Source organism: Brevibacterium linens ATCC 9172 (assembly GCF_900169165.1).
Classification (GTDB): domain Bacteria; phylum Actinomycetota; class Actinomycetes; order Actinomycetales; family Brevibacteriaceae; genus Brevibacterium; species Brevibacterium linens.
In genome coordinates this window covers 213,011-235,454 of the sequence record NZ_FXYY01000004.1, presented here as the reverse complement: position 1 = coordinate 235,454, position 22,444 = coordinate 213,011, and the positions used below count along the sequence as shown (strand labels likewise).

General features: G+C 65.1%; 21 protein-coding genes. 7 read left to right on the top strand and 14 right to left on the bottom strand.

Annotated features, from left to right (window positions below; genetic code table 11):
* Window positions 1-108: 108 nt before the first annotated feature.
* Window positions 109-627 (bottom strand): MarR family winged helix-turn-helix transcriptional regulator, encoded by a 519-nt coding sequence (locus tag BLIN9172_RS05740; protein ID WP_101554182.1) that lies wholly within the window; start codon window positions 625-627, stop codon window positions 109-111.
* Window positions 628-730: 103 nt separating this feature from the next.
* Between BLIN9172_RS05740 and BLIN9172_RS05735 the strand changes: the two genes are divergently transcribed.
* Window positions 731-1,516 (top strand): SDR family NAD(P)-dependent oxidoreductase, encoded by a 786-nt coding sequence (locus BLIN9172_RS05735; protein WP_101554181.1) that lies wholly within the window; start codon window positions 731-733, stop codon window positions 1,514-1,516.
* Window positions 1,517-1,583: 67 nt separating this feature from the next.
* On the opposite strand, the gene BLIN9172_RS05730 is transcribed toward BLIN9172_RS05735, so the two are convergent.
* The 6 genes from BLIN9172_RS05730 to BLIN9172_RS05705 all read right to left on the bottom strand — a co-directional run bounded on the left by BLIN9172_RS05730 (window position 1,584) and on the right by BLIN9172_RS05705 (window position 6,702).
* Window positions 1,584-2,225, bottom strand: coding sequence for a response regulator transcription factor (locus tag BLIN9172_RS05730; protein WP_101554180.1), 642 nt, complete (start codon window positions 2,223-2,225; stop codon window positions 1,584-1,586).
* Window positions 2,222-3,349, bottom strand: a complete 1,128-nt coding sequence (locus BLIN9172_RS05725) for a sensor histidine kinase (protein WP_170286965.1) — start codon at window positions 3,347-3,349, stop codon at window positions 2,222-2,224. Before BLIN9172_RS05725 ends, BLIN9172_RS05730 begins: the two co-directional genes overlap by 4 nt.
* A gap of 20 nt (window positions 3,350-3,369) precedes the next feature.
* Entirely contained in the window at window positions 3,370-3,909 is a 540-nt protein-coding gene (locus BLIN9172_RS05720; RefSeq protein WP_180956944.1) for a DUF6069 family protein, read from the bottom strand.
* 201 nt (window positions 3,910-4,110) lie between these two features.
* Window positions 4,111-4,947, bottom strand: a complete 837-nt coding sequence (locus BLIN9172_RS05715) for a MetQ/NlpA family ABC transporter substrate-binding protein (RefSeq protein ID WP_101554178.1) — start codon at window positions 4,945-4,947, stop codon at window positions 4,111-4,113.
* Window positions 4,948-5,059: 112 nt separating this feature from the next.
* Entirely contained in the window at window positions 5,060-5,734 is a 675-nt protein-coding gene (locus BLIN9172_RS05710; RefSeq protein WP_025778297.1) for a methionine ABC transporter permease, read from the bottom strand.
* Window positions 5,734-6,702, bottom strand: a complete 969-nt coding sequence (locus tag BLIN9172_RS05705; RefSeq protein WP_101554177.1) for a methionine ABC transporter ATP-binding protein — start codon at window positions 6,700-6,702, stop codon at window positions 5,734-5,736. Before BLIN9172_RS05705 ends, BLIN9172_RS05710 begins: the two co-directional genes overlap by 1 nt.
* Before the next feature lie 506 nt (window positions 6,703-7,208).
* Here BLIN9172_RS05705 and BLIN9172_RS05700 point away from each other — a divergent pair.
* Genes BLIN9172_RS05700 through BLIN9172_RS05690 form a run of 3 tightly spaced genes read left to right on the top strand, consistent with a single transcriptional unit; the run spans window position 7,209 to window position 10,394 of the window.
* Window positions 7,209-8,321 (top strand): glycosyltransferase, encoded by a 1,113-nt coding sequence (locus BLIN9172_RS05700; protein WP_101554206.1) that lies wholly within the window; start codon window positions 7,209-7,211, stop codon window positions 8,319-8,321.
* Window positions 8,318-9,868 carry a hypothetical protein gene (locus BLIN9172_RS05695; RefSeq protein WP_101554176.1) on the top strand — a complete coding sequence of 517 codons (1,551 nt, stop codon included), beginning with the start codon at window positions 8,318-8,320 and terminating at the stop codon, window positions 9,866-9,868. Before BLIN9172_RS05700 ends, BLIN9172_RS05695 begins: the two co-directional genes overlap by 4 nt.
* A gap of 13 nt (window positions 9,869-9,881) precedes the next feature.
* On the top strand, window positions 9,882-10,394 hold the full coding sequence (locus BLIN9172_RS05690; protein ID WP_101554175.1) for a GtrA family protein: 513 nt from the start codon (window positions 9,882-9,884) through the stop codon (window positions 10,392-10,394).
* 163 nt (window positions 10,395-10,557) lie between these two features.
* Here BLIN9172_RS05690 and BLIN9172_RS05685 read toward each other — a convergent pair whose 3' ends face one another.
* The 7 genes from BLIN9172_RS05685 to BLIN9172_RS18440 all read right to left on the bottom strand — a co-directional run bounded on the left by BLIN9172_RS05685 (window position 10,558) and on the right by BLIN9172_RS18440 (window position 20,311).
* Window positions 10,558-12,012, bottom strand: a complete 1,455-nt coding sequence (locus BLIN9172_RS05685; RefSeq protein WP_241241453.1) for a DUF6716 putative glycosyltransferase — start codon at window positions 12,010-12,012, stop codon at window positions 10,558-10,560.
* Window positions 11,999-13,000 (bottom strand): polysialyltransferase family glycosyltransferase, encoded by a 1,002-nt coding sequence (locus BLIN9172_RS05680; RefSeq protein ID WP_101554174.1) that lies wholly within the window; start codon window positions 12,998-13,000, stop codon window positions 11,999-12,001. The genes BLIN9172_RS05685 and BLIN9172_RS05680 overlap by 14 nt, the downstream gene beginning before the upstream one ends.
* Window positions 12,997-14,457 carry a polysialyltransferase family glycosyltransferase gene (locus BLIN9172_RS05675; protein ID WP_101554173.1) on the bottom strand — a complete coding sequence of 487 codons (1,461 nt, stop codon included), beginning with the start codon at window positions 14,455-14,457 and terminating at the stop codon, window positions 12,997-12,999. The genes BLIN9172_RS05680 and BLIN9172_RS05675 overlap by 4 nt, the downstream gene beginning before the upstream one ends.
* A complete protein-coding gene (locus tag BLIN9172_RS05670) occupies window positions 14,454-15,449 on the bottom strand; it encodes a glycosyltransferase family 2 protein (protein ID WP_101554172.1) in 996 nt (331 codons plus the stop codon). The genes BLIN9172_RS05675 and BLIN9172_RS05670 overlap by 4 nt, the downstream gene beginning before the upstream one ends.
* A 114-nt stretch (window positions 15,450-15,563) precedes the next feature.
* Window positions 15,564-16,451, bottom strand: coding sequence for an N-acetylneuraminate synthase family protein (locus BLIN9172_RS05665; RefSeq protein WP_101554171.1), 888 nt, complete (start codon window positions 16,449-16,451; stop codon window positions 15,564-15,566).
* Entirely contained in the window at window positions 16,448-17,833 is a 1,386-nt protein-coding gene (locus BLIN9172_RS05660) for an acylneuraminate cytidylyltransferase (RefSeq protein WP_240812009.1), read from the bottom strand. The genes BLIN9172_RS05665 and BLIN9172_RS05660 overlap by 4 nt, the downstream gene beginning before the upstream one ends.
* Window positions 17,834-18,190: 357 nt before the next feature.
* Window positions 18,191-20,311, bottom strand: a complete 2,121-nt coding sequence (locus tag BLIN9172_RS18440) for a dolichyl-phosphate-mannose--protein mannosyltransferase (protein ID WP_257904156.1) — start codon at window positions 20,309-20,311, stop codon at window positions 18,191-18,193.
* A 186-nt stretch (window positions 20,312-20,497) separates the two neighbouring features.
* On the opposite strand from BLIN9172_RS18440, the gene BLIN9172_RS05645 reads away from it, so the two are divergent.
* The 3 genes from BLIN9172_RS05645 to BLIN9172_RS05635 all read left to right on the top strand — a co-directional run bounded on the left by BLIN9172_RS05645 (window position 20,498) and on the right by BLIN9172_RS05635 (window position 22,409).
* Window positions 20,498-21,145, top strand: a complete 648-nt coding sequence (locus BLIN9172_RS05645; RefSeq protein ID WP_240518009.1) for a DUF4190 domain-containing protein — start codon at window positions 20,498-20,500, stop codon at window positions 21,143-21,145.
* A 196-nt stretch (window positions 21,146-21,341) separates the two neighbouring features.
* On the top strand, window positions 21,342-21,821 hold the full coding sequence (locus BLIN9172_RS05640) for a DUF4190 domain-containing protein (RefSeq protein ID WP_101554170.1): 480 nt from the start codon (window positions 21,342-21,344) through the stop codon (window positions 21,819-21,821).
* 156 nt (window positions 21,822-21,977) lie between these two features.
* Window positions 21,978-22,409 (top strand): DUF4190 domain-containing protein, encoded by a 432-nt coding sequence (locus BLIN9172_RS05635; protein ID WP_101554169.1) that lies wholly within the window; start codon window positions 21,978-21,980, stop codon window positions 22,407-22,409.
* Window positions 22,410-22,444 lie beyond the last annotated feature (35 nt).

Here is a 22,444-nt window from a genome sequence, read left to right as displayed (position 1 = left end):
TCGCTCAGAGACGTTGGCAGGCGAATTCGCCTCCTCGCATTGTGTCATCGAATCGTGCCGGCAGGGCAGAGTTCTGAATTCGAGGCCGAGGTGCTCGATGTCTGAATATCACTGCGGTCGCCAGCCGCCATCCTCCCTGATCGCGGAGGTGATACGCCGACTGGCCCTGCCCAGCGTGCGAGCCTGAGCCGGGGTCAGAGACTCGAAGACGACGCGTCGGACGAAGGCAACGTGTTCCGGAGCGGCCGCACGCATTGTTGCGAGACCGGAGTCGGTGAGGGAGGCGATCGTCGTACGCCCGTCTTCGGGGTCCGGGCGTCGAGTCACCCATCCCTGGCGCTCGAGGCGGGCGACTGCCCTCGACAGTCGGGAGAGAGTGCTGTTGGCGAAGCCGGCCAACTCCTTCATCGACAGGGATGCTTCGTCTGCCTGGGAGAGGGCAAAGAGGATTCCGTACTCGAAGTGGCTGATCTGCGAATCGCGTTGCATCTGCGCATCGAGTGCGGCCGGAAGCCACTCCAGCAAGGTCGCGACCGACGACCAGATCTCGAGTTCGTCCGCCGTGAAGGTGGGCGTATCGGAGTCTTGAGGGTTTCGTTCTGTGGCGCTGCTCGCAGGACTGCTCATGCAGTGCAGTCTAGCTGATTACTTGCCTGAGAAACTCAATCGATCTATTGTTGACTTTCCTAGACAAGTCGAATCGGATTCGAGACGTCAAGGTGGGCATTACATGGACCTTCAACTGGCAGGCAAAACCGCATTCATCTCAGGCTCGACACAGGGGATCGGGTACGCGATCGCCTCCCTGTGCGCGCACGAAGGTGCGACGGTCATCATCAACGGACGCAATGAGGACAGCGTCGACGCGGCTGTTGCACGTCTGCAAGACGACAACCCGGCCGCCTCGGCGAGGGGGATCGCGGCGGACTTCGCCGACCCCGGGCAGGTCGACGAGCTGCTCGACCGCCTCGGCGACGTCGACATCCTCATCAACAACGTCGGTCTCTTCGACGTGGCGACATTTGCCGAGATCGACGATGCCGAGTGGACGCGCTACTTCGAGATCAACCTCATGGGCGCGGTTCGCCTGTCCAGACGGCTGCTTCCGCGGATGCTTGCGGACGGGTGGGGCCGAATCATCTTCATCGGCACGGAATCGGCCATCGACGTGCCCGCGGACATGATCCACTACGGCGTGACGAAGGCCGCGGCGCTGGCGCTGAGCAACGGTTTGGCGAAACTCACCCGCGGCACCGAGGTGACCGTGAACACCGTGCTCGGCGGACCAACGTATTCGGACGGGGTTGCTGCCGTGGTCGAACAGAACGCCGCCGCACAATCGATGTCCGTCGATGATCTGCGGGACTCACTGGTGCGGGAGTCCTCGCTGCTGCAGCGCTTCATCGACCCGGGCGAGATCGCCAGCTTGGTGGGCTATCTGGCCAGCCCGCTGTCTTCGGCGACGAACGGTGCGGCCCTGCGCGCAGACGGCGGGGTGCTGCCGAGTATGGTGTGATTCGGGCAGCGCCGGTCGTCCCGTCGAGCCCAGCCTCGGCGACGGCTGCGGTGCGCGGGGCTGAGCGTCACATCCACCCCTCGCGGCGGGCGTTTCGCATCGCTTCGGCGCGATTGCGGGCCCCGAGCTTGCCGATCGCGCTCGACAGGTAGTTGCGGACGGTGCTCGGAGACAGATGCAGAGCCTCGGCCGCGTCGACGATGGGGACCCCGTCATCAGTCGCGCGGAGTACCTGGCTCTCCCGGTCCGTGAGCGGATTCTCTCCTGAACTCAGTGCCTGGGCCGCCAGCAGCGGGTCGATGACCATCTCCCCCTGTGCGACCCGCCGGATCGACCCGGCGAGCGTCTCGACCGGATCATCTTTGACGAGGAAGCCCCGTGCGCCTGCGTCCATCGCACGCCTGAGGTATCCCGCTCGGCCGAAGGTCGTGACGATGATGACTGAGGAGCCGGTCGCGTCAGTATCGGCAGTGGTGGATGTGGTGCCGTCGGTCGCATGATTGAGCTCTTCGAGAGCTTCGAGTCCGTTCATCCCCGGCAGATCGATGTCGAGGAGAACGACATCCGGTTTGAGTCCGCGGACCAGTTCGGAGACTTCGTCGCCGCGAGCTGCTTCACCGACGACGGTGATGTCGTCTTCGAGGTCGAGCAGACTGATGAGGGCCGAGCGCATGAGAGCCTGGTCCTCGATGACGGCGATCCTGATCATTCCGATTCCTCTGTACTCGGTGCGTGGACGGTGAGCGTGAAGCCGCGCGGGCCCGAGCGTGTATGCACGTGACCGCCCAGACGTTCTGCCCTCTCTCGCACCCCGACCAGGCCCGAGCCGGTCGGATTCGAGCCCGTCCCGTGGCCGTCGTCGGTGATTTCGAGTGCTGCGGCTGACTCGTCGACCGTGATCTTCATCGTGCAGTGGGATGCGTGGGCGTAACGGAGAATGTTCGTCGCCGCCTCCCGGACAGCCCAGGCGAAGAGCGTGTCGGTGGGACCATCGAGGTGCGGCAGCGGAGTCGTCGTCTCGACTTCGATCCCGGCGTCCTCAAGGGTGTCGACTGCGTGGGACAGCTCATCGGCGAAGCGCATCTGCCGGTACCCGGCGACCGTCTGCCGGACATCGGCCAGGGCTGTGCGTCCGATGCCTTCGATCTCCTGCGCATGCTTGGCGGCAACTGCGGGATCACCGTCGGCGAGGCGACGAATGGCCTCGGCCTTGACCACGATCACCGAGAGAGTGTGGCCGAGCAGATCATGGAGATCTCTGGAGAAGCGCTGGCGTTCCTCGACGACCGCAAGCCCGGCCAGACGGCGGCGGGTGGCGCGCAGGTCATCGATCGTTCCCGTGAGACAGCGGATCAGGTAGGTGCTGGCGCCGGCCATGACGGTGGCGAAGCCGAACTGCAGAGCATTGCTGAGCGACATCGTGGAGAATCCTTCAGCGAAGGAGCCGCTGATGGCCAGGCCCATCACGATGCCGAGTGCGGCGCGAAGGCGGATCGCGGTTGCCGCTGCGATGGCGAGCAGCGGATAGAGGAAGCCTTGACCCCCGGGAGACAGGAAGAATTGGACGACGACGAGTGCCATGAGCCCGATCGTGCAGAGTTCTCCCACTCGCTGCGGCAGGCCGCGGTGGGCGATGACGACCGTGATGACATAGAGGGCAGCGATCGCCAGATGGACCGCGAGTATGACGGCCTTGCCGTCGAGAACAGCTGTCAGCATCGGGGACAGCATGAGGACCGGCAGCCAGATCAGCGCGAACCCCGGCCCGCGGGTTCGGGCGACCCACCATGTGACTTCGTCGTCGCAGTCGGTCGAAATGGATTGCTTCGTCATTGTCGCCTCCGATTCGTACATTACTCGGAACCCGCCGCAGACGAGGCCGAATCAGATGCAGCGGTGCGCTGATCGAAAGCGCGGCTCATGCTGCGCGAGACGAAGCGCCGCAGGCCGACGATCATCGTGACGCCCACGGCCAGATGCATCAGCTCCAGTGCGACCAGAGCCGAGTCCCTGGCTCCTGACAGCAGCGGACCTGCCATGGACAGGACGAGGACAGTGCAGGCGATGACGGTCCACATGACCGCTCCGCTGCGAAAGCCTCTCATGATGAGGTAGGACAGGCTGGCTGCACACCCGCTGCCGAGGGACACGAGCGCGACAGCAGTAAGGGAGACAGTGAGGCCGCCGGCGGTCAGAGTGACGCCGGCGACCGGTACAGCGATCACCCACACCGCCAGCGCGGCGAAGACCGCGGTGAGGGTCACGGCGGCAGCGCTGATCGCAGGACTCCGCAGGGGAGTCGCAATCGGCTCGGCCGGTGGTTCGTGCCCTGCGCTCTGAATGGGGGCAACAGTGGACGGTGGTGCTGATGCCTGTTTGGTGCGACGGTTCATCACGTCCGCCTCCTCGTTCGAAGTGTCGTTGGTTTCTGACACCGTCGACGCTACCGAGGCCCGAGGCGGCGCTGTAGGGAGTGCGATCCCGACTGCGAAGTGACAAATGTCCTGACACACAAACCCCCTCCAGAACTACGTGACGGCGGCCCAGCAACCTCGCGCGAGGTTGCTGGGCCGCCGTCAGGTAGCAATAGAGGGTCAGAAGCTGGGGAGGACGGAGCCGTCGGCCCACTTGTCCTCGATGAACGTCTTCACTTCGGGGGAGTGGAGCAGCTCGTCGAGCTTCCCCAAGTTCTCGTCGTCCTTGTTCTCCGTGCGCACGGCGAGGAAGTTGCCATAGGGGTTGTCCTCGGCCTTCTCGAGCAGGATGCCGTCCTCGGCCGGGCTCAGTCCGGCTTCGAGGGCGTTGTTGCCGTTGATGACAGAGGCGTCGACGTCTTCGAGGGTGCGGGCCAGCTGCGCGGCGTCAGCTTCGACGAACTCGATGTTCTTCGGATTGTCCTCGACATCGGAGAGCTTTGCGTCGACCGCGTCCACTCCGTCCTTGAGGGTGATGAGCTTCGCCCCTTCGAGCAGCTTGAGCGCACGTCCCTGGTTCGACGGATCGTTGTTGATGCCAATCTTCGCGTTCTTCGGAATGTCCGCAACATCCGTGATGTCGTTCGAGAACAGTGCGAAGGGCTCGAGGTTGATGGGCTCGAAGCCGGTGATCTCGTAGCCCTGGCCTTCGACCTCGGAGTCGAGGTATGGCTTGTGCTGGAAGTAGTTCGCGTCGATGTCGCCGTCGTTGAGCGCCTTGTTCGGCAGCGTGTAGTCCGTGTACTCGGTGACCTCGATGTCGAGGCCGGCATCCTCGGCGAGGTTCTCATCCACGTAGCGCAGGATGTCGCCCTGCGGAACCGGGGTCGCACCCACGGTGAGCTTCGTGACGTCGCCGTCCTTCTCACCGACGGAATCGGTGCCGCCGCCGATGAGTCCGCAACCCGACAGCAGCAGAGTGGCGCTGGCCGCGATCGCAATGAGCTTGGTCTTCATAGTTCTCCTTCATGTGTGTTGAGTGATGTGCAGTGGGATGGGCAGTGGTGGCCGTCGTCACGACCGACGGAGCCGCCGCTGCGCCGGACGTGGCCGACCTCGCCGAGGCGGCTCACCGGTGGTCGACCGCGCGGGCCAGTCGGTCGCCGATGAACTGGATGAGCGTGACGATGAGGACGAGGACGATGATGCAGGCGATCATCGTGTCCGCCTGGTAGCGCTGATAGCCGTAGGAGATCGCCAGCGCACCCAGACCGCCGCCGCCCACGGCACCGGCCATCGCGGTGTAGGACACCAACGTCACCGAGGTGACCGTGGCGGCCCCGATCAGCCCTGGCAGAGCCTCGGGAACGTAGACCTGACGGATGACCTGGCCGTTCGATGCGCCCATCATCAGCGCGGCTTCGATCTTGCCCTCGGAGACCTCGCGCAGCGAGTTCTCGACCAGACGGGCGTAGAAGGGGATCGCGCCGATGGTCAGCGACACCACGGTCGCCTGCCAGCCGAGTGCCGAGCCGACGACGAATCGGGCGAAGGGGATGAGCGCGATGATGAGGATGATGAAGGGGATCGAGCGCGTGATGTCGACGATGAAGGACAGCACCCGGTAGACGACCGGGTTCGAGTTCAGCCCACCCTTCGAGGCGGTGAACAGCCAGATGCCCAAGGGCAGACCGAAGAGCACGGCCAGGCCGGTCGACCACGCCGTCATGAGCAGAGTCTCGATGGTGGCCGGCCACATCTGATCGGTGATCGCCGGGTTGTCGAACCATGTGGGATCGTTCATCAGGCAGCCTCCTCCGCGTAGATTCCATCGGCTTGCAGGGCGCTGATCAGCTCTTTCGCCTGGTCGGCGGAGTCGACGGAGAAGCGCAGCCGACCGACCTGACGGCCGTCGATGGTCTCCACGGCTCCGGCGAGGATCGCCTCGGCGCTCGCTCCGGCATTCCGCGCGGCGGTGAGCACGGTGGGCAGGTCCGTGCCGGCCAGAGAGACCTCGACGAGGCGGCTCGCCCCGTCATCGAGGCTGACCGGAGGCAGGGGGACGAGATCCTTGGCGAGCACCGACCCGGGCTCGGCGATGACCTCGGCGAGTTTCCCGGTCTTGGCCACGCGGCCGTCGGCCAGCAGCGTCACGGAGTCGCAGATCTCGCGGATGACGGACATCTCGTGAGTGATGATGAGGACGGTGATGCCCAGTCGGTCACGCAGCGAGCGGATGAGACCGAGGATCTGCTCCGTCGTCGTCGAATCCAGCGCCGAGGTGGGCTCATCGCACAGCAGCACCTTCGGCTCGGCAGCCAGGGCGCGGGCGATGCCGACGCGCTGTTTCTGCCCGCCCGAGAGCTGAGAGGGATAGTTGTCGACGCGGTCGCCGAGGCCGACGAAATCGAGGAGTTCACGGGCCTTGGCCAGACGGTCGGCCTTCGGCACGCCAGCGATCTTGAGCGGGTGGGCGACGTTCTTCAGCGCCGTGCTCGAGTCGAGGAGGTTGACGTGCTGGAAGACCATGCCTATGCTGCGGCGCGCCTCGCGCAGACCGGCACCGGACTGGTTCGTGAGGTCGACGCCGTCGATCGACACCGTCCCGGAGGTGGGGGACTCGAGCCCGGTCAGGCAGCGGATGAGGGTGGACTTGCCGGCGCCGGAGCGGCCGACGATGCCGTGGATCTCCGCGGCAGGGACCGAGAGGTCGATCTCCTCCAGGGCGACGGTGCCTCCGAACACCTTTCGCAGTGCGCGCAGTTCGATCACAGGCGCCTCCTCGTGTGGTTGGTCAGTGCCGCGCACGGTGGTGGACGGCAGGAATTGGGGATGGGCCGGTCTACGGTCCAGTAGGGCCGACGATTCAGGATGACAAGCAATCAGATGATCCTCACAGGCGGATGTCATAAATCGACGTATAACCGGGCGATCGTGACTGAGAACATACTCGCCGAGGCGGCCACGTGGCGTAGGGCCCCGCCCACGGGATGAGGTGAGGCGGCCACGTGGCGTGGGAGCCACGATCGCGGGACGAGGTGCGGCGGCCACGTGGCGCAGGGGCCCCGCCCACGGGACGAGGTGAGGCGGCCATGCGGCCATGCAGCAGCGCGTTCGGAGGAGACGGTATCCGTCTTGTCGGTTCATGCCCAGGGAAAGGTGCATTGCTATTTCCCGGTCCGTAACCCGCAGTCCACGTCGGAGGCGTAGACCGGTGGAATCGACAGATCTGCGCACCGGGCCGGGCTTGCCGGTGCTCACGCGACGATGGGATGGGCATGTCCGAAGTATCGAGCAGGATCGCGGCGATCGTTCCCTGCCACAACGAGGAGATCACCGTCGCCAAGGTCGTCGGCGACCTCAAGGCCGCCGTCCCCGGCATCACGGTCTACGTCTACGACAACTGCTCGAGCGATCGCACCTCGCAGCGTGCCGCCGAGGCGGGAGCCATCGTCCGCAGGGAGAACGTGCCGGGCAAGGGCAACGTCGTCCGCCGCGCCTGCGCCGACATCGACGCCGACATCTACGTGATGATCGACGGCGACGACACCTACGAGGCGGCTCACCTGCCGGAGATGATCGACACCCTGATCTCCGGCCCGTACGACCATGTTCTCGGGGTGCGCCAGGACAATCAGGAGACCACGTCGTACCGTCCCGGCCACGAGGCCGGGAACCAGATGTTCAACCGGATGACCGGGTGGCTCTTCGGATCCGAGGTCTCCGACATGCTCTCGGGCTACCGCGTGTTCTCTCGCCGCTTCGTCAAATCGTTCCCGGCGATCAGTCGCCGGTTCGAGATCGAAACCGAGCTGACCGTGCACACGATGTCCCTGCGCCTGCCCATCACCGAGGTGGCCGTGGACTTCCGCGACCGACCCGACGGAAGCGAGTCGAAGCTTTCGACCTTCAAGTACGGGTTCCGCATCCTCGGTCTGATCTCTGCGCTCGTGAGGCACGAACGACCCCGCCTGTTCTACGGCAGCCTCACCGTGTTGCTCGCGGCCCTGTCGCTGGTCTTCGGCCTGCCCGTGATCTGGGAGTTCTGGCAGACCGGTCTCGTGCCCCGGTTCCCGACCGCGATCCTCGCCGCTGCGCTCATGGGACTGGCGTTCCTGCTCGGCAGTGTCGGCCTGACCTTGGACGGTCTGCGCCGAGCCAGGCGGGAAACCGCGCGTTTGGCCTATCTCAGCCTGCCCGCCGTCTGTGACTCGGCAACGGGCACCTCCTGGGTCGACTCCGTCCAGAAGCCGAACGGTGCGATGGCAGACAGCGGATTCGACTCGCTCCTGACGGACTCTGCGCGCGCAGACGACCGGACACGAACCCGAGTGAGGACCGAGCTCGCCTCAAGAGCCGTTCTGCACTCCGCGAATGGTTCGAATGGTTGAGGACACCTCTGGCATGGGACCTGCTGCTGGCTGCCCTCACCGGCGTCTGGTCGTTCGTCTTCATCCGTCTGTTTGCTCCCGGCCGGATGAACGTCGACATCGCCGATCAGTACCAGCAGGCGACCGGGACGATCCCGTTCACGGACTGGCACGCGCCGGTGATGAGCGTCGTCTGGGGCCTGCCCATCACCGTCACCGGCCGACCGGGCAGTCTACTCGTCCTCCAAGTGGTGATGCTCGCCGCCGCGGCTCTCATCATCGGGGTCATCATCAATCGCCGAGGTGCACCGCGGTGGATCTCCCTGCTGGGCCCCGTCACCATGGCGACGCCTTGGGTGCTTTCGCAGCTGACGACTCTGTGGAAGGACACACAGATGGCGGTGGCATTGGCGCTGGCCGTGGCGCTGCTGGCCGTCACCCGGATGGTGCCGAGGACCTGGGTGCTGTGGCTGCCGGCGCTGGTCCTGCTCGTCTACGCTCTCGGAGTGCGTAAGAACGCCGTCTTCGCTCTGGTCCCGATCGCCGTCTATGGGGCGTTCTGCCTGCGCGGACGGCTGCGGAGCGTCATGCGCGGCGGCCCTCGCGGCCGTGGGGGCGGCCGACTGCGCGGCGGACTGCGCGGCGGGCTGCGCACGGCCGTGGACCGAGCGCCGAGGTGGTGCTTCGCCGGCCTGTCCGTGCTCGTCATCTGCGTGGTCGGGTTCGGCAGCGTTGCCACCGAGAAGCTCATCGAGTCGCGCGTCGACGTCGAGCACAATGGTCAGATCTCGCAGATCTTCCTCGACGATGTGATGTTCTCTGTGCCGGAATCTCGACTGCAGTCGTCTGACGCACCGAGAGAGCTCAAAGACCACATCAGTTCGGCCCGGGACACATGCCTCGACAAGGGCGTGATCTGGGATGCGTATTGGAACTGCTACGGCCGAGGGGACACCGGACGGGCATTCAGCCCAGTGGAGTATCAGGACGATCTCAAGCACCTCTGGCTGAACGAAGTGATCACCCACCCGGTCAGCTACCTCGAGTATCGATCGGCAGTGTTCTCGTATTACTTCTTCTCCTCGAAACTCGAATACTGGGAAGCGGACTGGGACGGCGACGCCGAGAAGGTCGGCTACGAGGCGGGCAGCGTCAAAGCCGATTTCATCTTCCGCCCGTATGTCGAGGACTTCGCGTTGGGAACGTTCCCGATGCTCTTCAAGCCCTGGTTCTGGACCCTCGTCGCCGCTGTGCTGGTGGGGCTGGCCGTTCGCGCACTTCGGCGGGACGAGACAGTGCCCGGAATTAGATCGGCGACGGCATCGGGAATCGCATCGGGACCCTCCGTGAGCCCTTCAGCGGGGTCGAAACTGAGCCACACGCCGACGTTCTGGCCCGAGGTCACGGTCCTGGCCACCTCGGCGCTGTGCTACATCGTCGGGTATTTCCCGATCGTTCCGGCCAATCATTTCCGATACACATACTGGCCGGCGCTGGCCGTCACCGTCGCGTTCGTCCTCTGGCTCGCCCAGCTCCGCATCCAGCGAGTCCGAAACATCGGGCCATAGACTGAGTGCAGTTATGAAAGAGTCATTCTCGGTCCGTCTCCGGCGCCTGGCGGTGGAAGCCTTCAAGTTCCTCACCGTCGGCGGGCTCGGCTATATCGTCGACGTCGGCCTGTCGAACCTGCTGGCCTACGGACTCGGGCCGATCCCGGCCCTCCTCGAGGGCAGCCCGATCAAGTCGAAGATCGTCTCGACGATCCTCGCGATGGTCGTCGTGTGGCTCGGCAACAGGCTCTGGACCTACGGGGACCGGACCACGAGCTCGAACATGCGCGGCGTCGTCCTGTTCGTCGCGGTCAACCTCGCCGGCATGATCATCACCGTCATCCCGCTCGGCGTGACCTGGTATCTGCTCGATATGCGCGACCAGCTCACCTACAACATCTCGACGAACGTCATCGGCATCGGACTGGCGATGGTCTTCCGCTTCTACGCCTACCGCACGTGGGTGTTCAAGGACGAAAACCCCGATACCGAGGTGGTCGTGCCCATGGAGGAATCGAGCCGAGTCCCCGACGACCGCGGCTGAGCCGATTCCTCCTGTGGCACCTCTGAAATTCAGGTCACTATCGGATAGTTTTTGGGGGTCAGAAGTATCCGGTAGTGACCTATTCTCGGACCCGACTATCCGATAGAGACCAATTCTCGGGGAGCCGAGCGTCGGCGGTGGAGGTTTCTGCCGCGGCCGGCAGTCAGCGGGTGCGACGCAGCTTGCGGTAGGCGCTGACGACCGGGGCCGGGGTGATGGTGCGCAGCTCGGCACGGAGCAGCATCCGCTTCTGCTTGAGCAGTGCGGCCCGCCGATTCGGCAGCTGACCGGTCTGCGCGCGGGTCGCCAGCAGCCCGAGGTCGCGGCGCAGCTGTCCATCGACAGGGTGGAAGTAGTTCTCGGTCAGCCATTCCGGGTCAGGGAATCCGATTGACCCGGCAGCGACATCGGCCAATGTGCCGGTGGCGCCGGAGCCTTCGAAGACCTCATTGAGCAGTCCGGCATCGAAGCCGAAGTCCGAGATGAGCAGGGTCGGAACGCCCCGGTCGATGGATTCGAGTGCGGCCGTCGACGACACTGTGACCAGGGCCGAGTCGTCGGTGAGGAAGTCGCTGAGGGGACCGTAGCCCAACTCGATGCGTGCCGCACCGGGGACTTCGCGGGTGCGGAAGTCGTCGAGGATCTCGAAGTAGGAATGCTGCTCGTGATGGGTCTCGAACTCACCGGGTCGCGAGCGCATCTTGATCACTGCCGTCGACTCCGGGTGCCGGTCGGCGAAGTCGGCCACGGCGGCGATGATCGCCTCGCGGTCGGCACGCTCGGTCGGGACCTTCGCCTGCGGAGCGAAGACGAGGGTGCGCGGGAGCGCAGGAGTGCCGGTCTGCGGGCCACCGACCGGGGATGGCGGGGATGCCGGGGAGGGCGGGGAGCCGACCGATGGTGGGGCCGCCTCGGCGGTGGGGGATGCGGTCAGGTGCGGGATGCCCTCCGAGCGCAGCATCGGCAGGCGCGCCAACAGCACCTCGCAGGGCACCTGTGACCGCGCGCTCGCCTCGGTGTAGGCGGTCACCTCGGCGGAGGAATGGGCGATGAACGCATCCATCAGCCGACGATAATTCATCCCTTTGCCGCTGGCGGGCAGGCCCATTCCGGGCAGCCCCGAGACCAACGCCGGCCTGTCGGTGCGGGTATGCGCAGTGAGGAAGACCTGGGCGACGATCGGGCCGGTGGCAGCGCCGAGGACGATGTCGGGGGAGTGGTCGGCGATGACGCGGGCAAGGTCGGACCGGGCGATGACGGGCACCTCGCGGTGTTCCCAGTCGGTGCCGGCGACGGCGCTGGCGATCTGCTCGTCGGTCGGCAGGATCGGATTGTCGACGAGGAACACGCGCCCCTCGACATCCGGCAGGGACGACAGCAGCTGGGTCGCCCACTTGAGGTAGGACTCGCTGTCGGAGATCGAGAGAATGCGGATCGGGGCGAGCCCGGCCGATCGCCGAGGCGGCAACACCGGCCCGTCCGGGTGGGTCGACTGCGACGACTGACCGTCCGCGCGGGTGCGCTCGGTCAGATGCGAAGGCCGCGGCGGGACGTCGGAGAGCGACGGCGGAAAGATCGGCCCACTGTAGTGGGGGTCGCCTGATTCAGGAATCGTCATCTGCCTTGACCGACTGGGCGTTGAGGGACTGTCGCAGACTATCGGGTGAGGCTCCGGTCCACCACTTCGCGGGGATCTCGGTGACATCGATCGTCACGTCCGGATTGAGCACGGCCAGGGACACCGCCGCGGTCGACGGCAGGCTGCGGATCGTCGAATTCGGCGGCAGATTGATCAGGCGCAGCTCGATCGGCAGACCGAGGTTCTTGATCCGCACCCGCTCATCCTGGGCGAGGTCGGTGAGGAACTCCTCGGTCTCACGTCGATGCGGGTAATACGTGATCGATCCGTGAGCGTCGATGATCTCATCGACCCAGGCCCGGTAGGCGAAGGCGTCGATGAGTCCGTCGGCGGCCAGGGACGAACCGATGACCGGGTTGTCGCGCGGGTGGCTGCCGCCGGTGGGCAGGGTCTGGAGGTGTTCGAACCGGTGGCGGGTGATCTCGCCGCCGGATTTGAGGAACGCCTTGCGCAGCGATTTGGCCACCGGCAGGGCGGTGTGCCAGCGCAGTTTGCCCACCGTCGCCAGGCCTCGCAGCCGGTCGGCGACGTGCGCGGCCATGACCGTGCGTGAGGCCTTGAGCTTCTGCCGGGGCCGCACGAGGGGACCGCGCTTGGCCGTGAGGATCTCGATCGCCGAATACGTGGCCAGACCGTCGTCGAGGATGACGACCTCGGGCATGCGACGCTCGAGATACGCCAGCGCCAAGGCTCTGTGCACCTGACCGGAGCAGGCATCGCCGAGGTAGATCCGGTCGAAGGCCGTCTTGCGCAGCAGCCCCGGCTTCGCTCCGTCACGGTCGAGGCGGACATTCTTCGGCAGCCAGGCCGGGTCGAAGGCGTCGAGGAAGGACGTCATCCCCTTCGCGCTCGCCCGAGCCCGAATGAGCATCTCCTCCGTCGGCTCATGTGATTCGAGCGCCGAAAGGAACTGCAGTGGGGATTCGACGAAAGCGACGGCGCTCCGGCGCTTCTTCTTCGGTGTCACCGCTGTTGGATCCGTTTCATGATGCGTTGTTGTTTTCTTGCCACCGCTTTGATCACGAGCGTTCCCGATCGTTTGATTATCCGCTTCGGAGCAAACGCCTTCGACGTGCTGCCCGGCAGAGCGAGCGCGGTGAGGCGTCGGCGTTTGAAATAGCGACTGAATCGGTCAGCTGACTCGCCGCGGCCTGTGCTGACCTCGAAGACCTCTGTGAGGAAGTCTGTTGCCGCGTCACGCAGATCGTGCGACAGCGTCGGTGCCATGCAGTAGGTGACGGCTGCGAGCAGACGCCCCAGCTGCGGATGCGCGTCGGTCTTGTCCGGGGCGCTGCCGTCGCAGATCTCGGAGATGATCGTCAATGGGATGCGATTGCTGTTCTGATAAGGAGCGATGGCTTCGAGCAGCAGATCCGTACCCACAGCCAGGGCGGGCACCTGATAGATCTGGCGAGCAGTCATCAGTGCGGTGGAGAACCCGCCGACGATGAGGTCGGGAGCCAGCCGATCGATGATGACCTCGGCCATGACGGGCAGGTCGAACAGCTGCAGTGTGATGCCGAGTCGTTGTGCCGCCTCGAACAGCGGTCCCGTCTGCGACGGCGGAGCGGCCGGGTGGGGTTTGAACACCACGACCTCCATGCCGCGGGCGGCAGCGGCCTCGATCATGTCGATGTGCAGCTGCGTCTCCTCCTCGGAGGTGATGAGTCCCAGCGCCGACAGATACTGGCCGACGACCAGTGCCCACGGACGAGTACCCGACGGCTCGGTGCTGAGAATCTCTCCCAGCTCCGCATCGAGAGTTTCGGCCGAATGCTCACCGAGCTCGCGCACCACACCGGTGAATGACTCGACACCCAGCGGGCGGTGGGCGATGCCGAATTCGCGGAGCAGCTTCGGCGAGATTCCCGGCACCAGCGGCAGATAATGCAGCACGGACATGCGCTGACCGTTCGTCAGCGGAATCTGGTTGCGGGTCGGACCGAAGCTCATCAGCCCGTCGGCATGCACCCTGATCGTCGCCCGGGAGAACACTCGGCCGAGTGCAATGGCCGGGTTGACCTGGGGTGATTCGAGCACGAGTTCGATCTCGTCGGTGTCGCCGAGACCCCAGCGGCCGCGCAGATACGATTCCACAACGGGCAGATCCGCATGATCGGGTCGCCACGACGACGGATGGACGTGCAGAGGCGCGAGCGCTTCGTTGAGGTCGACGACCCGATCGAAACGGGCGATCAACGAGGCGGCTCCCGGCGAGTCGACGAATGACTCCGAGAGCTCCATGACGACGGCATTGTTGCTGACCAGAAGGATCCGCTCGGTCGGTGCCGGTGCGTCCTCGGGCGCGAGCCCTTCGGTTCCCATCAGCGTCGGAGCCGCCGGCCGGTCGTAGTCACCGCCGTCGATGCCGGCTGCCAGGCAGACGAGCTCGAACAGGGTCGAAGCGAGGAAGATCTGTTTCACTTCACCATCTCCAGCACTAACGAGGGTGCGTCATTGAGGTAGCTGCTGACGTTGAGCTGTCGTCCCTGTTTCTGCAGAACGAATTCCTCACGCAGATACTCTGGCGGAATCTTCGCCGAAATCGTTCGTGCACCCCTTCGCAACTGGTTTCGCAGGGACGCCGGCGACGCCGCGAAACGATTGATCTGATGGTCGAGGATTGCCAACCAGTTGCGGATCGCCTTCGGCCACAGTCGGTCGGCGTCCGGCTCGGCAGCGACGAGATCGAAGATCTGTCCGAATGCGCGGATGAAATCCAGCTGTCGAATGTCGACGATGCGCGACAGAGAGCCCGCCATCCCTCTTCGATAGAGGATCCCTGGAGCATCGACGACGGCGAAGGACTCGGCCTGCAGGTGCAGTCGCCAGATCCAGGACCGGTCTTCGGCAGTCATGAAGTTCTCCGGGAAATGGAGGATCCCCTGTTCGAGCACCCTGCGGTGGAAGATGCCGGCCCAGGCGAACGGATAGTCGACCATCGTCGATTCGTAGACGGGCAGGATCCCCACCTTGGGGTCCAACGCCACATCACGGACCGACATCGGCGCGAGTTTGCGCACCCGTTTGGTCCCCTCCACAGTCGTATGGTCGCAGCGGATGAAATCGACTCCGAGCCTGTGCGCCGCCGCCAGCATCGAAAACAGATGCCCCGGAGCCAGCCAATCGTCCCCATCGAGGAAGATGATGTGTTCGCCCCGAGCAGATGCCAGACCCTTGTTCCGGGCATTGGCGAGTCCCGTTGCCTCGGGGTTGGTGAGCACCTCGAAATGAGGGAACCACGTGCTGAATTCCTCCAGCAGCTCTGGCGTCTCATCGCTCGATCCGTCATTGACGAAGATCAGCTGAGTGCGGTCCCACACGGGGCCCTGCTGCCGCAGTGAGCGGAACAGTGTGCTCAGGTAGGGGGCACCATCTTTCGCGGGGATGATGATGCTCAAGTCGAAATCGGTCACGGTGCTTCTCCGGAAGGTGCGGTCACGGTCGGGTCACCCGACCGTCGGTGGGGCGGACAGGGAAGAGCCACCTCGGCGGGGGAAGAACCTCGCCGAGGTGGCTTCGCCGATTGCTCAGGCCGTGACCTTGCGCAGCGAATCGATCTTCGACTCCTCGCCCGGCATGACGCGCTTGACTCCGTCGCCGAACGCGGATTCGAGGACGCGGACGCCCTTGACGAGGGAGGCGAATTCGCGTGGTTCCATCGATGCGGACTGGTCGGATCCCCACATCGAGGAGTCCAGGGTGATGTGACGTTCGATGGTCACGGCGCCCAGAGCGGCGGCAGCGAACGAGATCTCGAGGCCGAGCTCGTGCCCGGAGTAGCCGACGGGAACTCCGTAGCGTTCGCGCATGGCCGGGATCGCCGTGAGGTTGACCTCTTCGGGAGGCAGTGGGTACGTGGAGGTGGCGTGCATGAGAACGAGCTTGTCACGGTCGAAGACCTCGACGGCCTTGTCCAGAGTCTCCCAGTCGGACATGCCCGAGGAGCACAGGACGGGCTTGCCGGTGGCGGCGATCGCGCGCAGCAGTTCGAAGTCCGTCAGCGAGGCCGAGGCGACCTTACAGGTCAGGGCATCGAATTCGGTCTCGAGGAAGTCGACGGAGTCGGTGTCCCACGGGGAGGCGAACCACTGGAGTCCGACTTCCTTGGCATAGCGGTCGATCTCGGTGTACTCGTCGATGCCGAACTCGACGCGGTGCTTGTAGTCGATGTAGGTCATCTCGCCCCACGGGGTCGAGCGCATCTTCGACTTCTGGTGTTCGGGGACGGCCACCTCGGGGTTGCGCTTCTGGAACTTCACTGCCTGCGCACCGGCGGTGACGGCGACATCCATGAGCTGCTTGGCGATGTCGACGTCGCCGTTGTGGTTGATGCCGATCTCACCGATCATGTACACGGGCTGGTTCGGGCCGACGAGGTGCTCTCCGATGGCCACGCGGGCGAGTTGATCAGTCATGAAACCTGCTTTCGGTTGGCACGCGAATTCTCCGCGCGGTGGGTGAACTGCGGCTGCTGCCGCAGTGAGGTCAGGGTCGGATTCGGAAGGGGGTCGGCCGCCTCGGCGGGGATGGGAATGAGGTCGCAGACCTCACGCACCGCACCCCGTCCGCCCGGTCGGTCGAGGATGACGCGGGCGGCGGCGAGGACCCGTGGATGAGCGTCGGCGACGGCGACGGGCCAGCCGACGACGTCGAAGGCCTCGAGGTCGTTGATGTCGTTGCCGACGTAGGCCACGCGAGCCGGGTCGAGGTCGTTGGCGGTGATCCACGCGGCGAGGACGCCGGCCTTGTCGTCGATGCCCTGGGCGACGTCGACGCGCAGCTTCTCCGCTCGGCGGGTGACGACCGGGTTGCGTTCCTTCGACAGGATCATCACGGGCACCCCGGACTTCACGAGGCGGGAGACGCCCATGCCGTCGCCGCGGTGGACGCGAACCTGTTCGTTTCCGTCCTCGTCGACATAGGCGCCGTCGTCGGTGTGGACGCCGTCGAAGTCGGTGACCAGAGCGTCGACGTCGATGACCTGGGCGGTCTCCTGAGTCGAGGCGATGGCGCGGACGAGGGTGAGGTCGGACATGTCGTCGATCTCGCGGGCGTGTTCGGGCGGGACCTCCTCGATGCCGATGCGGCCGAAGAAGCGGTGCTCGTGTTCGATGAGGCCGGAGGTGCGCATGACGTAGAACGCGCCGGTTTCGTTGAAGTGCTTGGCACGGTCCTGGCGGCGCGGACGGAAGCTGGCCTCGTGTCCGACGGCCACGGCCCGGGTGTCGTCGTCGAGGCGCCAGAGGAAGGAGTGGTCTTCGACGGCGGAGAAGACGACATCGGCGTGGTCGTCACGGACCGTGCGCACTGCGTTCTCGATCGAGGCGGAGTCGATGAACGGCGAGGTGCACTGCATGAACACGGTGATGTCGAAGTCCTCGTCGAGGGTCGACAGGGTGTGGATGAGCGCGGATTCGCTGGTGGCGGTGTCGCCGGCGATCTCGGCGGGACGGTGGGCCACCTCGGCGCCGGCGCGCAGGGCTTCGGCGGCGATTCCGTCGTGGTCGGTCGAGACGATCACGCGATCGATGCTCGGGCTGGCCTGGGCGGCGTTGATGGCGCGGGCGAGCAGCGAGATTCCGGCGACCTTCTGCAGGTTCTTCAGCGGAATGCCCTTGGACCCTCCGCGCGCGGGGATGATGGCGACTGTGCGGTGGGGAGTGGGGGAGGTGGTGGCTACCGGTGGGGTGGTGCTTTCTGCCGTCTGGTTCGCGGCCACGGTGGTGCGCGCAGCCGGCTTCATTTCTGACTGAAACTCGGCTGCGTTGGGCTCGTAGGTCGTCGAATGGTCATTCACAATAATCTGACGCTAACGACGGGGTGTTACCTCAAGGTGAACACGCCATGTCGCCGAGGCGACCCTGCGATGGCGAACCTGTGACGGATGTGCCGGCGGGCCGCGGGCGGTGGGTGCTGAGCGGACAGAGCCGGTGGGCGCCTCATCGACTTTTGTGCAGGTGCGCGAAAAGGTCTCATCGACTTTTGGACGGATAATCCGGTTCGAACATGAGTATCTGATCAAAAGTCGATGACGAGTGGAACAAAAGTCGATGACGCTCGGGACAAAAGCCGCTGACGCTCGGCGCGCAGCTGTCAGCGGCGTGGTGTGGCTGCGCCAGTGCGGGGGGCGCAGGTGCGCGCCGACGTCAGCGACTCAGCGCCAGGTGATGTTCCACATACGGTTGTTCCAGGCCGAGAACGGGATGACCTCGCCGGTGTAGATGGGCCAGAAGTAGGCGAATGCGAGGATCGCCGCGACGAGGAACAGGCCGACGCTCAGCCGCCTGGCAAACAGAGCCGCGGAGATCCGTGCGAATCGCTGCTTCGCCGCGGACCCTGCCGGCGTTCGGTCGGCCGCCGACGCCGCGGGCGCCGACGGCGTTCGGTCGGCCGCCGACGCCGCGGGCGCCGACGGCGTTCGGTCGGCCGCCGCCGATGCCGACGCCGACGGCCCACGGCCAGCAGGCGGCGGATCGCCTCGGTGCTCGGCCGCGTGCCCGGTCACGTTCGCTTGCCCGCCCCCGGGCGCTCGACCATGAGCGGGCGCTCGACCATTCACAGGCACCCGGCCCCACACCAGAGTCAGACAGTAGGTCACGGCCAACACGACGAAGGGCACCATGACGATGGTGTAGAAGGTGAAGATCGTCCGCTCCTGGTAGGCGAACCACGGCAGCCAGGTCGCGGCGAGGCCGGCGAGGATGACGGCCGGGCGGACGTCGCGGCGGATGATCCACACGACGAGGCAGACGAGCACAGCCAACGCGGCCAAGCCCCAGACCACAGGGTTGCCCACCGAGGTGATCGCCGACGAGCACTTCGCGACCGTGCACCCCATATCGCCCTTGTCGTAGGACTCGTAGTAGAACGACGTCGGCCGCCACTGCACGATCCAACCCCACGGGTTCGACATGTACGGATGTTCCGAGTCCAGCCCGACGTGGAACGAGTACGCCGTGTAGTGGTAGTGCGCCAACGACGGCAGCCAGTCCAACCACTTCGGCAGCGCACTCCACCAGCCGAAATTCTCCGCAGCCCACTGCCTGTCCCACGCGTCATCCGACCGGATCCACCCCGTCCAGCACGCCACATAGGTCACGAGCGCGATCGGCACGAGCTTGCAGAACGACGGGATGCTGTCGCGGATGAGCATCCCCAGCCACGGATGCACAACCCCGGCCCGAGACCGCGAATGCACATCCCACAGCACGAGCAGAATCCCGAACACCGCCAGCGCATACAGACCCGACCACTTCACTCCCGTAGCCAGGCCGAGGCTGATCCCTGCCGCGAAGATCCAGGGACGCGCGCCGAGGCGGGGCCCGAAGTTGATCACGTCCCTTGACCTGGTCCGACGCCGACGCCGACGTCGGGCGGCTGCGGTGGGCGGGGCCGCCTCGGTGACGGGGGCGGCGGAGATCGACTCACTGAGTTCGGGCGGGAAGGTTCGGGGAACCTTTGATGGGGAGGATGAGGTGGAGACGGCCGCCTCGGCGGTGGTCGGTGGGGGAGTGGCGGCCGCCTCGGCGAGGGGATCTGGATTCTGCTGTGGGAGGGCCGGTGCGAAGCTGTCGATCTCCGCGGTGCGCTGGGTCCAGCTGGCCAGGCGCTTCGTCACCTGCTCGCGGTCGAGGAGGATGAAGAAGAAGGCGAGGAGGACGAAGGCCATGAGCACGATGTCGAGCAGGCTCGTGCGGGAGTGGACGAAGTGCTCGCCGTCGATGGCGAGCAGGCCGGCCGCGACGCAGGCGAAGAATGCCGAACGGAAGAGCTTCCACGCGATGACGCCGAGGAAGAAGATCGTCAGGGTGCCGATGATCGCCACGGTGAAGCGCCAGCCGAATGAATCGTCGGCGCCGAAGACGTCGATGCCCCACCCGATGAGCCATTTGCCCAGGGGTGGGTGGACGACGTATTCGGGGGTGGGCTCGATGACGCTGGGGTCGCCGGCGTTGAAGGAATCGTCGGCGTTCTCGGGCCAGGAGCGTTCGTAGCCGAAGTTGAAGACCGAGTAGCCGTCCTTGACGTAGTAGGTCTCGTCGAAGATCAGGCGGTGCGGGAAGTCGAGGCGGAAGAAGCGCAGGGCCGCACCGATTCCGGTGATGACGAGCAGGGCGGGCCACATCCACAGCGGTGCGCGGGTGGCCCACATGCCGGCGTGGAAGGTTTCGCGGCGCATCGCAGCGGCGCCGGCACGCACCTTTTCGCGTTTCCTCGCCAGGCGCTCGCGGGCGATGCGCCGGGTGGGGGCCGGGGAGTCTGCGGTGTGTGTCATCGGAGTCCAGTTTAGAGATCTCGGCGGGCGGGGTTCTCATGCGACCCGCAGGAACGGCAGCGGTTGTTGACGGGCAGTCGGGCCGGGCATGAGGTTCGGCACCTTGAGCAGGATTCTTGGGCATTCGCCACTGCGCATCACTAGAGTAGTGGGAGACAGCCGGAGTCAGAGCGAATGGTGCACAACGTGTCGAACAACCCCAACTACCGCCCGAGCGACCCTCCCCAGGTCGGCTCGCAGCAGTTCAACAACAACTACGGATCCCAGCCGCAGTACGGTCAGGGACAGTCCGGTCAGTATGGATCCGGCGCGGGCCAGTACGGTTCGGGGCAGGCTGGATATAGTCAGCCGAGGGCCTACGGTCAATCGGGAACAAATAACCAGCTGGCTGGTTATAGCCAGCCCAACTCATACAATGGCTACGTTCAACAGGGCGGTTACAGCCAGCCGGTGACGTATGGTGCACCGCCGGTGATGGTTCGGTCCGCGTCGAATGGAATGGCCGTGTGGTCAATGTGGATGGGAATCATCGGTGTCGTCGGCGAATTAATCTGTATTCTGCTGGCTGTACTGACTTCTATCCTTCCTCTCATCGCGTTCATCTTCGTCGTATTGGCGATGATCATCGGGGTTGCCCCGATTCTTGCCGTAATTTTTGGACACATAGGGTTGTCTCAGATTAAACGCACGGGCCAAGAAGGCCGCGGACAGGGCATTGCCGGACTTGTGATCGGCTATGTGACTATCGGGCTCGCACTGGTGGTGCCTCTCGTCATCGTCGGAATCTTCGGAGTCAGCTTCTTCGCCATTTTAGGTGCGGTTGCGGGCAGCTGACCGGGTCGCCGTCAAGGGCGGAACTGTTGACCTTGACGTCGGGGGTGTTCTGCAACGCGTGGTGCAGGACTGCAACACGATTCGGCCACCGCGCTCGCCGCACGTGGGTAGCGTTGATCTCAGACATCGGGCCAACCGTTGAAGACGGCCCGGAACAGACCTGACGATCAACGACAGCCAGCGGAACGGAACGGACATGAACACTCGCGTACTGCCCCTCGGGAACACCTGCACCGGATCGAACGGTTCGGTCCACGCCCCCGTCGCGGTCCATTCGCCCGCACCGGTCCATTCGCCCGCACCGGTTCACTCGCCCGCACCGGTCCACGCGCCTGCCTTGGTTCAGGCGCCGGTGACCTACGGAAATCGGGCTCCGGTCGTCGTCTACCAACAGGTGGCGCCGACGAACTCCTCGTCGATCGTCGCGCTGGTGCTCGGCCTCATCTCGATCATCTCCACGTTCTTCCTCCTCGGCATCGTCGGCATCATCTTCGGCCATATAGCCCGCTCGCAGATCAAAGCTCGCGGTGAACGCGGCAACGGAATGGCCGTCGCCGGGCTGTGGTTGAGCTACCTGAGCGTGCTCTTCTGGGTTGCGTTCTGGCTGATCTACTTCGGCGTCATCGCCCTCATGATCGGCGCGGCGATCACCGCCGGAGGAGGAACCGTCAGCTGATGCCGCAACCCTTCGGGGGAGCCCGCCCCGGCAAGGCAGAACCGGCACCCCATCCCACGGCCCGCATCCCCAACTGTGATTGACCTGTAACCGCCCCACCTTTTGCCGCCACCGACGACTCTGTACCGTTGAAGGCAACCACAAGGAGACTTCGCTATGAGCAGCCAGAACAACTGGAACAATCCGGACATGTACTACCAGCAGCCCCAGTCGAACGCGGGCAGCTCATACAGTGCCCAGTCGTACAGCCAGAACAACGCCTACGCGGCCAATGCGCAGTACGCCGGCGGTCCCGGTTATGTGTACCAGCAGCTTCCGCCGACGAACGTGCTGGCTATCGTCGGCATGTGCGCCTCGATCTTCGGTGTCATCTCGTCGGTCTTCATCGGCGGCATCGCCGGCATCATCATGGGCCACATCGCCCGCAAGCAGATCAAGGAACGCGGTGAGCGCGGCGACGGCATGGCGATCGCGGCTCTGTGGGTCGGCTACATCGGCACCATCCTCTGGATCCTCTTCTGGGTCTTCATGATCCTCCTCTACCTCGGGATGTTCGCGCTGATCTTCGCTGCTGAAGGGGCTTCGTGACCGAGGATTCCTCGAATCCGAACTCTGAGTTCACC